The sequence below is a fragment of the Gardnerella bivia genome, from assembly GCF_049262715.1.
Taxonomy (GTDB): Bacteria; Actinomycetota; Actinomycetes; order Actinomycetales; family Bifidobacteriaceae; genus Bifidobacterium; species Bifidobacterium vaginale_A.
This window is the reverse complement of sequence record NZ_CP058399.1, coordinates 772,285-783,006: the sequence shown is the minus strand read 5'-3', so window position 1 is coordinate 783,006 and position 10,722 is coordinate 772,285. Positions and strand designations below refer to the sequence as shown.

Genomic DNA, 10,722 nt, shown 5'->3' with positions numbered 1-10,722 from the left:
CGCCATAGAATTGATGTGCAACTGCGGGCGCTTCATCGACTCATTCAGTATGCCCGCTATATGACACACCGTATACAGACCTTCTATTTTATAGATACATTAAGACTATTTTCCAGTATTTTTAGCGGCGTGTCGGCATGCTATTTAACATTTACGACTAAAGAATCGCTATGTAATCCAGAAATATTTTTATGATAAAGTCTAACAAGATAAGATCCACGATCAACCTTTGGCATATTATCCTTTTCAGTGCAGCCAACACCTCGAGTTGAATTCGTATCCCATGTAAACTTTTCGTCAAAATGATCGCCTTGAGTCATAAGCAACGGCTTACTAGGCGCAACACAAACATCTGAACGCCATATATCATTTTTATTTTCTTCGTCAGAATTTTTATCAGAATTTTTAGATAAATCTTCAGAATTTTTATCGGAATTTTCAGTCGTCCCTTTGTCAGAATTATCTTCAGATTTGTCTTTTGAAGTATCAGACGAATTCGTATCGCTAATAGCCATAACAAGACTATTATTAGACGCATCAACTAAGCAAGAACCTTTACCTACGAAAATAATTCGAGCAGTAAAATCAAGACTTCCACCCATAGAAACATTTTGATTCTTAGAAGAAAGCTCTAAACGCAAATCTTGAGATGTGCAATCACGTGTTAAACTTGCAGGCCGAGGATCAGGCACGCTTTTACGCGAAATATTTACTTCATGAAATGAAAAAAGCCCACCACTTAAATCTGAAATGCCCTTAGCGATGCTAAAGACACAAAAACACGCAATAACTAGAACAAACGACGCAATCACGCCAACAAAAATTCTACGGCGAACATACATAGCATGCTTTTCAGATTCGCTCATAACGCGTTTCTTAGTTCGTCTAGTATCTCTAGTAAATCGCTGCGATTGTTTGGTCATAATGTCCATTCTAGTGCATTGTAACGCATGAATTGAAATATAAATATCTTATAAAGCTTACTTCCCACCAGCAAAATTTAGCTGACGCCATGCTTCATAAACAGCAATAGATGCGCAATTAGCTAAATTCAAGCTCCTCAAAGCGGGTCGCATAGGCAAACGAACTTGCTGCGCAACATGAGGACCTGCCATAATATCCATAGGATCAGGAATATCTCCAGGCTCAGGACCAAAAAGCAAAATATCATTAGGCTTATATTCAATATCCGTATAAAGCTTAGTAGCATTTGCAGTAAACGCGATTATGCGCGAATTTGGCATAGATTCCACAAGATTATTGAAATCTGGATGAATCACAACATGAGCCATATCGTGATAATCTAATCCAGCGCGGCGCAATTTAGTATCGTGCAGATTAAACCCTAAAGGCTCAACCAAGTGCAAAATAGTGCCAGTTACAGCACATAAACGAATCGCTGAACCAGTATTTCCAGGAATCCTAGGAGAGTAAAAACACAAATGAGGAGTATGCGTTTCTTTACGCGCAGCATCATCAGCACTAAGCATAGCGTCAACAACACTAATAGGATTACCATGCGCATCTGTAACTAACTCATCTGGGCCATAATCCGATTTTCTATACCCATATTCATACATTTGTTGTACGCGAGATACACTATCTTGATTTTTCAACTGCTCAGAAGATGAATTACAAATATTGCAATCATTATTCTCATCTACATGCTGATTTTCAGATGTTTCACGCGTCATTATTACCTCTTATTGATTATTCTAAGTTTATTTAATTCTGTAGCTTTGCAAATCCACAAACCTAAGTATTAAGCCAAATCCACAAACCTAAGTATTAAAGCCAAAACTAATTCTTAAAACTATGAACAGGAGCAGGAATACGTCCGCCACGATTAACAAACTCTTCGCAAGAAGCGTTATTAACAGGCATAATAGGCGCATACCCCATCAAACCGCCAAAATTCGCAATATCTCCCACAGTTTTACCAATCACTGGAATAATACGAACTGCTGTAGTTTTCTGATTTATCATACCAATAGCAGATTCGTCTGCAATCATTCCGGAAATTGTAGACGCGCTAGTTTCTCCAGGAATCGCAATCATATCAAGCCCAACAGAGCATACACACGTCATAGCTTCAAGCTTTTCGATAGTTAAGCATCCAGACTTTGCAGCAGAAATCATATTCGCATCTTCAGAAACTGGTATAAAAGCTCCAGAAAGACCTCCAACATAACTACTCGCCATAATTCCGCCTTTCTTAACTTGATCGTTAAGAAGAGCTAGAGCAGCTGTAGTTCCAGGAGCACCAACCTGAGATAAACCAATTTTTTCTAGAACTTCACCAACAGAATCACCAACTGCAGGAGTTGGAGCAAGCGATAAATCAATAATTCCAAAAGGCACATTAAGACGGCGCGAAGCTTCTTGAGCAACTAACTGCCCAACTCTAGTAATCTTAAAAGCTGTACGCTTAATAGTTTCACACAAAAATGCAAAATCTTTGCCACGCGCTTCATCTAAAGCTCTAGAAACAACTCCCGGTCCTGAAACGCCAACGTTAATAACAGCATCGCCTTCGGTAACTCCATGGAAGCCACCAGCCATAAACGGATTATCGTCTGGAGCATTACAAAACGCAACAAACTTAACGCATCCATAAGAATCATTGTCTTTTGTAGCTATTGCAATATCTCGAATCACTCGCCCAAGCAAATTAACACAATTCATATCAATGCCTGTGCGAGTAGAGCCAACGTTAGCAGAAGAACAAACAATATCCGTTTCACAAAGCGCTTGAGGCAATGATTCAATTAACATGCGATCTGCATTCGTCATTGATTTTGCAGGTAAAGCAGAATATCCGCCTATTAAATCAACACCAACTTCTTTAGCAGCTTTATCTAATGCATGCGCAATTTTAACAAAATCTTCAGGAGTTTTGCACGCAGAAGATCCAACCAAAGATATAGGAGTTACAGTAATTCTCTTATTTACAATCGGTATACCATAATCGCGTTCTATAGCTTTACCAGTAGAAACAAGATCTTTAGCTAAAGTTGTGATTTTTTTATATACATTCTCGCAAACTTCATTCAAATCAGACGAAGCACAATCAAGAAGATTGATTCCCATAGTGATAGTGCGAACATCTAACTTTTCCTGCTCAATCATGGTGTTAGTTTCGCGAACTTCCATCATATTTAACATGGCAATTCCCCTTTAATAAAGATGTTCCTATCACACGCGATGCATGCTTGTAAAGATTTCTGTACGCTGGCAGCGTATACGCACTCCAAGATTTTCACCAAGAGAAGCCAAACTAGAAACAAGATCACCAAATTCAACGCTCATATTCGAAATATCAACAATCATCATCATATTGAAAAAGCCGTCTACTATTGTTTGAGATATTGTTAAAACATTCACTTTACGGTCAGCTAAATGAGTTGTAACCCCTGCAATAATGCCAACTGCGTCTTTGCCAACAACAGTTATAACAGCTTTGTTTTCACTAATAGGGGTATCTAATTGGGTATTCACGGGCGATTCCTCTCTTTTAAGGTTGCATAGCAGGTCCGTCAATGATTCTATACAATAATATGCACGAATGTGTAATACTCACGTAAAAATAGATAATTACAAACTAAACTTCAGATTTTAGATAAAAGAAAACCCCGCAAAAAGCGAGGTAAAATCTTTCAAAGCTAGACACGCTTAAAACGCGATCAACTAAAAACTTAAAAGCTTAGCGAGTTTCGCGATGAAGTGTGTGCTTACCACAACGTGGGCAGAACTTGCTCAACTCAAGACGATCAGGCGTATTACGACGATTCTTCGTCGTGATGTAATTACGCTCCTTGCACTCCGTGCATGCAAGCGTAATGCCTGGACGGATGTCTGCGCTCTTACTTGCCATTTCGTTCACCTCTAGAATATTGTATGTTGACCAACTCCTGCTGGCCATTGTAGCGAGGAAGAGACTCGAACTCTTGACCTTACGATTATGAGTCGTACGCTCTAGCCAGCTGAGCTACCCCGCCAGAGAGCCTCGAGTGAGAATCGGACTCACGACCTCTTCCTTACCAAGGAAGTGCTCTACCACTGAGCTATCGAGGCGTGGCGGGTAGTGGATTTGAACCACTGAAGCACGAAGCAACTGATTTACAGTCAGTCCCATTTGGCCGCTCTGGTAACCCGCCAACGTTATCGTAAGGAATAACTCCAAACGGCAACTTTGTTATTGTGCCACGAGAGCGAGACTAATGCAAGTTAAGACACGCCGATAACACTCAAAAACGTTCTATAAGATACGCCAAATTTTGCCAAAATAAACCAAAACACAGAATAAAAAACGTATTACTTTGTTTAAAATTATTTAGTTTTACGCTCATCAAGTGCATGCCACGCTTTTTCAGCTGCAGCCAATTGCGCTTTACGTTTACTTGATCCAGTGCCCTCTGAAAGCAATTCATCTCCATCAGAATAAGGCAATACAGCGCGAGCTTCGAAAACTGGAGCAAAATCCGGACCAGAAACAGCCATACGATACTCAGGATCCGGCAATCCCATATCGTGAGCCTTAACAGTAAGCGATGTTTTCCAATCTAAAGCAGGTCCTTCAGTAAGAACTTCAGCTAAAGTGTCGTCAATCAAACGGTGTACAACTACTCTAGCTTCATCAATACCGTGTTCAACGAAAGTAGCGCCAATCAAAGCCTCAACAATATCGCATAAAATCGAGTCTTTATTACTACCACCCTGCTCCATCTCACCGCGACCAAGCAAAATATAAGGACCAACATGCAATTTTTCACGAGCAACAGCAGAAAGAGCCCACTCAGAAACAGCTTTAGCACGTAACTTTGCTAATTGCCCTTCGCTCATATCTGGATGCTTAGAAAAAAGCGTTTCAGTAGAAACTAATTCCAAAACTGCATCGCCTAAAAATTCCAAACGCTCATAATTTCTAGTTCCAGGATGCTCATGAGAAAACGAACGATGAGTTAAAGCTTCTACTAACAGATCTGGAGAAATACTAGTCCCTAAAGCATCTAAAAGAGCCTTAGATGGATCGCCATCATGAGGTTCACCGTCATAATGCATTACACCGCTATTTTTTTTATTTTTATGGCTCATAATACTTTCACTATCCCGCTTATGGAAAATACTAACTAAAACACTAGTAAAACACTAACTAAAAAAACTAACTAAAACACTAAAAAATAATTACTCGCTCAAGCACTCACTCAAGCACTCACAATAAAGAAAAACCCTACCACCCGTCGATGGCAGGGTTTCATAAATACAACCTACTTGGTATGTGCCGAGCGGATAGCTTCGCGATACACGCGACCACGGAAGTTACCGCAATTCGGGCAAGCCATGTGAGACAATGCCTGCGAACCGCAATTCGAGCAAGTTACAGTCTGCACGGCAGACGCTTTCCAATTAGCGCGACGCGAATGCGTGTTAGCGCGCGAGGTCTTGTATTTTGGCAGTGCCATAATTTTTCCTCTATTTCGTTCAACCGATTGAGCTTAAGCGTTCTGTATATTACAGCATGCGCCATACATTTAATTAAAATACAGCTTTAAAACAATACTTTTACACATATCTTACTGGATTTTAATCTTAAGATTACTTAGAAAACAGCACAGATTGCAGAACAGAAAGTCACTTAGAGAATTGCCTAGAAAATCACTTAAGCTATTCCCACACTTAAGACATTCCCTTACTTAAGCTATTCTCATTTTCTCGCTTTCGCGTGCTTTCTGCTTACTTATCCTTATTTTCTAATTGCTCTTTCAATCCTTCTAAAGCAGCAAAACGAATATCACTAACATCATGATGATGCTCTGGATGTTCATTCAAATTTTCACCACATTGAGAACATAATCCTAAGCAATCAGGCTCACACAAAGGTTGCAAAGGCAATTCGCTTACCATAGTATCTCGAATCAATGCCTCAATATCTGCAAAATCTCCGCCAGCAACCAATGGATACGAGCATCCAGAATCATCGTTATCTTCCCATATTTGTGAATCATCTTCAATGCTATTCTTATTGGAACTCTTAGAATCCTTAACACCATTTTTTCTCGTAGAATTTAGCTTAGAAGATTGAACTTCTGTAATATCTTTATATGGAAAGAACACGCAAACATCAACTTTCCAATCGCGCTTTAAAGGCATTAAGCAACGCGTACATTCTGCATGAACAGTCGCAGTAATACTACCCTGGAACATAAGCCCATCTACAACAGAATCAAAATCTCCTGTAACTTGAACATCACTTCCAGGCTTTACACCAATAACACAATCGCCTATACCCTCTGGAGCAGGAAATGCGCGATCAATATGCATACTATGACCAGCACGAGCACCCATTTGTGCAACAGGTATAGCCCACAAGGATTGAGAGGGATGCGATGTCATTAGTTATTCCTTTCATCATAATCATCGCCAGAATCATCAAGACGAGCTTGAGCGCTAATTTCATCTTGAAGATGAGCAGCACCACGACAGCGCTCCTCTAAAACTCGCTGTCCTGCTTGAACATCTTGCTCAAGCTTATCTAATTGTTGTTTCAAGCCTTCCATAACAGTTGCACAATATTGATCTGCTCCATGAGTAAGCTTATCTGACTTAGCTTGAGCAACTTCCAAAATATTAGCAGCTTTACGGCGAGCTATAGCAGTCACATTTTCTTGACCAGCTAGGTATTGAGCACGTTCTTCAGCATCTGAAATAAGCTGTGCAGACTGAGATTGTGCAGTTGCAACAATCGAATTAGCTTGAGCCTGAGCAGTGCGCAAACGGCGTTCTGCTTCACGCATTAGCGCAGAAGCACGCTCTAACTGTACAGGTAGCATATCCTTCAAACGAGAAAGATGATCCTCAAAATCTTCACGACTAATCTTCACCATTCCAGGAGAAAATAGAACACCTTTTGATTCAGAAAGAGTATCTTCCATCACATCTATAATGTCGTAAACAGTAGTAAATTCAGCACGACTTTTTGAACGAGCTTCATCACTTATTTTTACATCAATATGATCTGAATTCCCATCTTCTTCACTGTCAAAATCTGCAGCGCTATAATCATCACGCTCACGCAAATCAGGCATAGGGAATAAAGGCTTTACAGATGATTTTTCATAAGAATCCTCAGCAGATGAAGAGGCTTCAGAATCCTCACTAGATTCAGTATTATTTGCATCATTAGCGGAATCAGAATTATCTTTAGAAACAGCTGAAATAGAATCTGTCAAAGAATCATCTGGGTTTATTGCAGGATTCAAAGGAAGATTTTGCTCAAGATTAGGAAGATTTTGCTCAAGATTACCAGAAACCTTGCGCTCCATAGTATCGTCCTGAATTTCGCTATTTTCACCAGTTACAACTGTTTGCGCTTCAGTATTATCATCTTCACTCATAATTTCAAACTCCTGTCTGTTCTTCTCAAATTTTCTCTGCAAACAACTTCTGCAATAAAGGTATTACGTTATCTGGAACCATGCCTGTAACATCGCCTCCATGACGCGCAACATCTTTAACAACAGAACTAGAAACATGCTCTAAAACCGGATCCGCAGGAAGAAACATAGTTTCTATGCCAGCAAGTTTTCGATTAACAAGCGCCATTCCAAGCTCTGCCTCATAATCGCCATTCTGACGCAAACCTTTAACAATTACTGTAGCACCAACTTTCTTACAATAATCCGTAACAAGACCGTCAGTTGATGCAACAACTAAATTCCCAACACTACTTTTACGATTCTGAATATTATCCCTACAATCCTCATTATTCTTAGTAATATTCTTTACAGCATCGCAAATAATCTGAACTCGTTCACTCTCCGTAAACATAGGAGTTTTTGCCGAATTAACAGCAACAAGCACATGAACTTCATCAAAAAGCTTGGTACAACGTTGTATCACATCTAAATGTCCAGCTGTAACTGGGTCATAAGAACCGGGGCACACTGCTATAGTCATATGTTTAGATTATCACCGACCATGTCACTAATCTTCAGATTTTGGAATCCACAACGAACACAATATTGCTCCAACAAGTAATACAGCGCCAACAATCATAGAAGACACATAACTTGAACATGACGGAACTGATTTTACAACAGTTATTACATTTTGCACTGCATTTGAAGCAGCATTAGATGACGCACTTGCAGAAATAGAAGATGAAGATTGAATAGACAATTGCGTTATATTAACGTTAAACATTCCCATAATCGCATAAATAATTGCGAAACTTAAACCTGCTCCAAGATTAAAAGCTCCAGCATTCATGCCAGGCAAATACCCAGGATTATCCTTAGGAGATAACACAATTCCCAACCCATTCAGCATAATATTGGCTACTCCTGCATAACTTATTCCAAGTAACACAGACAAAGCCACCAACCCTGGAATACTAGGATTTTTCATAACAAATATTCCACATAATAATCCTATTATGCTTACTAAAATACCAGAGCGCAAAACACGTCTATAACCATATTTAGATGCCAAAAAACCAGAAATAGGACCGCATAAAAATCCAACAATCGCATACGGAGTAAGAGTCACAAATGGAACTAAAGCTTCTGAAAGTCCTATTCCAGATATTTTATCTTGAGCAAACTTAAGAACAACGCCATTCATAATTGCAAAAACACCAGTCATCGTCAATAACGTAGTGCTTAACAATCCCCAAGTACGCCTATGTTTCATATAATTCGTTGAAACCATAGGATTACTAATATGTTTTTCGATTTGCCAAAAAATTATGAAAAATACTATTGAAACACATACAAGCAAAGATATAATCCAAAAGCGCGCATTTAGAAGTTTTTGTGATTCGTCAATCGCAATATACATTGATAAAAATGCAATTGATAATGTAATAACGCCAAACCAATCCATTTTCGCATTATTGACAGCCTTAGATTCTTCTGTTGTACATATAACTAAAAACACAGCGAAAACTGCAATAAGCGCCATAATCCAAAAAATCGATCTAAATCCACACGCGCTTGACATCCACCCGCCAACTAAAGCATCTATTCCAGCAATACCACCATTTACAGAAGTGAGAATAGCCATCAAACGCGCATAACGCTTACCATCTTTAACACGCTCTCGAAGCATAATTAAACACAATGGCATCATAGGTCCAGAAGAACCTTGCATAATGCGTCCAATAGAAAGAATCACAATATTCGAAGTAATAGCAGATATAAAACTTCCTATAACTGTTGCTGTAAGAATACCAAGCAATACTTTTTTACGACCAATATGATCTGCAAGTCGCGGCAAAAATAACGAAAATAATGCAGCTGACGTGAAAAATACAGTTTGTATCAATCCAACTTGCACTTGTGAAATATGTAATTCGTATTCCATAGAAGCAAGAGCTGGAGAAAGCATAGAAATATTAAGCTGAAAAGAAAAGATTGACACAAATAATGCAATCATTAAAGCAATAATAGAATAATTCTTACTTTCTTTTACAGGATGTTCTGAATTACTTTCTTTTACAGCTCTCGCAAAATTATGGTTTACACCATTTTCTGCATCACGCTTAGAATCACGCTTTACGCCATTTTCTGCATCACGCGCGCTCATGAATCTTTTCCATATAAGACAACACTAAATCAGCATCTAAGGATTCGTGAACAGCTTCCATAGATTCAGTATTCAGCACAGCAGCAGCAACAGCAAATCTACTAGCTTTCTTATCGTCAAAACCAGCATAACGTGCGTAAATTAAAGCAGCAGTAGCAGTATCGCTAGATCCGTTATCGTTTCCAACTGCTTTTACTCCACCACGTCCACCATCATGCGTAAGCATCATTCGCTGAACGCGCTTAACTGAAACAGGATAGAAAACAACATCTTCGCAATTACCGTAAGCAACACCTTCACGCCCAACATTAACGAACACATGCTTGACTCCTCGCTTCAACAACACTGTTGCACAGCGCACAGCAGAACGCTCATCAATTGCACTAATTCCTGTAAGAGCCTGAGATTCAGCTGTATCAAGCACTAAGGTATCTATACGATTAAGCCTAGAAAGCACACGCGGAGCTTTTGCATCTGTTATAGCTCTGACAATAATAGGGCGATTATAATGATCACATACCCATTCCAAAGATTTTTGCGGAATATTCGTATCCATAATAACCATATCTGCATTCTCAATAATCGAGAATCTCTCGCGCAAAAAGTCCGGAGTCATGTGATTATAAATACTCATATCGTCAAGAGCAAGCAAACGTTGACCAGAAGCATCTCCCACATACATATAAGATGCTGTCATTAAATCAGACAATTGCTTTGAATATCCAATATCTAAACCGTTAGCAGAAGCATCTATCTTAAAAAGCTCACCATTATGATCTCCACCATAAACAGAAACCATGCTAGTTCGCACATTCAATCTTTCAAGCGCAACTGCTATATTTCTTCCGACTCCGCCTAACATATAACGCACACGAGCTTCGTTAGAGGTGTAATCCATTAAATCTCCGCGAGCAACACCCAAAACATCCATGCTAATTCCGCCAATTACTGTCACGTAACTAGGAGGAGTAACAATGTATCCTTTACCACGAAGATAACCTTTACGTATTAAATTAGAAATATGCGCTGCAACACCGGAGCGCGTAATTCCTGCAAGATTAGCAAGTTCTTGCTGACTAATCATTGGATTTTGTTGAATCCAAGCCAATATTTGTTGTTCTCTCTCAGTCATCATTG

At 39.3% G+C, this 10,722-nt stretch carries 12 protein-coding genes and 3 tRNA genes; all 15 read right to left on the bottom strand.

Annotation, left to right across the window (positions count from 1 at the left end; translation table 11 throughout):
• Positions 1-140: 140 nt before the first annotated feature.
• Positions 141-923, bottom strand: a complete 783-nt coding sequence (locus tag HXT27_RS03205; RefSeq protein ID WP_146024445.1) for a peptide ABC transporter permease — start codon at positions 921-923, stop codon at positions 141-143.
• Positions 924-980: 57 nt separating this feature from the next.
• Positions 981-1,694, bottom strand: a complete 714-nt coding sequence (locus HXT27_RS03200) for a tRNA (cytidine(34)-2'-O)-methyltransferase (protein ID WP_230955905.1) — start codon at positions 1,692-1,694, stop codon at positions 981-983.
• A 106-nt stretch (positions 1,695-1,800) separates the two neighbouring features.
• Positions 1,801-3,165: a PFL family protein gene (locus HXT27_RS03195; RefSeq protein WP_103042827.1), complete on the bottom strand. Its 1,365-nt coding sequence runs from the start codon at positions 3,163-3,165 to the stop codon at positions 1,801-1,803.
• Positions 3,166-3,195: 30 nt separating this feature from the next.
• Positions 3,196-3,498 carry an ACT domain-containing protein gene (locus tag HXT27_RS03190; RefSeq protein ID WP_075523502.1) on the bottom strand — a complete coding sequence of 101 codons (303 nt, stop codon included), beginning with the start codon at positions 3,496-3,498 and terminating at the stop codon, positions 3,196-3,198.
• Between the two features lie 205 nt (positions 3,499-3,703).
• Positions 3,704-3,874 carry a 50S ribosomal protein L33 gene (gene rpmG, locus HXT27_RS03185; protein WP_004114322.1) on the bottom strand — a complete coding sequence of 57 codons (171 nt, stop codon included), beginning with the start codon at positions 3,872-3,874 and terminating at the stop codon, positions 3,704-3,706.
• Positions 3,875-3,924: 50 nt separating this feature from the next.
• Positions 3,925-3,998, bottom strand: a tRNA-Met gene (locus tag HXT27_RS03180).
• Positions 3,999-4,002: 4 nt separating this feature from the next.
• Positions 4,003-4,074 (bottom strand) — tRNA-Thr (locus HXT27_RS03175).
• Between the two features lies 1 nt (position 4,075).
• Positions 4,076-4,157, bottom strand: a tRNA-Tyr gene (locus HXT27_RS03170).
• 172 nt (positions 4,158-4,329) lie between these two features.
• Positions 4,330-5,094, bottom strand: coding sequence for a ribonuclease III (gene rnc, locus HXT27_RS03165; protein WP_233186084.1), 765 nt, complete (start codon positions 5,092-5,094; stop codon positions 4,330-4,332).
• A 173-nt stretch (positions 5,095-5,267) separates the two neighbouring features.
• Positions 5,268-5,462: a 50S ribosomal protein L32 gene (gene rpmF / locus HXT27_RS03160; RefSeq protein ID WP_075523500.1), complete on the bottom strand. Its 195-nt coding sequence runs from the start codon at positions 5,460-5,462 to the stop codon at positions 5,268-5,270.
• 271 nt (positions 5,463-5,733) lie between these two features.
• On the bottom strand, positions 5,734-6,393 hold the full coding sequence (locus HXT27_RS03155) for a YceD family protein (RefSeq protein ID WP_075523499.1): 660 nt from the start codon (positions 6,391-6,393) through the stop codon (positions 5,734-5,736).
• Entirely contained in the window at positions 6,393-7,394 is a 1,002-nt protein-coding gene (locus HXT27_RS03150) for a hypothetical protein (protein ID WP_369803117.1), read from the bottom strand. Before HXT27_RS03150 ends, HXT27_RS03155 begins: the two co-directional genes overlap by 1 nt.
• 25 nt (positions 7,395-7,419) lie before the next feature.
• A complete protein-coding gene (gene coaD / locus HXT27_RS03145) occupies positions 7,420-7,956 on the bottom strand; it encodes a pantetheine-phosphate adenylyltransferase (protein WP_103042826.1) in 537 nt (178 codons plus the stop codon).
• Positions 7,957-7,983: 27 nt separating this feature from the next.
• A complete protein-coding gene (locus tag HXT27_RS03140; protein ID WP_233186111.1) occupies positions 7,984-9,435 on the bottom strand; it encodes an MFS transporter in 1,452 nt (483 codons plus the stop codon).
• A gap of 136 nt (positions 9,436-9,571) precedes the next feature.
• Entirely contained in the window at positions 9,572-10,717 is a 1,146-nt protein-coding gene (locus HXT27_RS03135) for a PfkB family carbohydrate kinase (RefSeq protein WP_075523496.1), read from the bottom strand.
• Between the last annotated feature and the right edge of the window lie 5 nt (positions 10,718-10,722).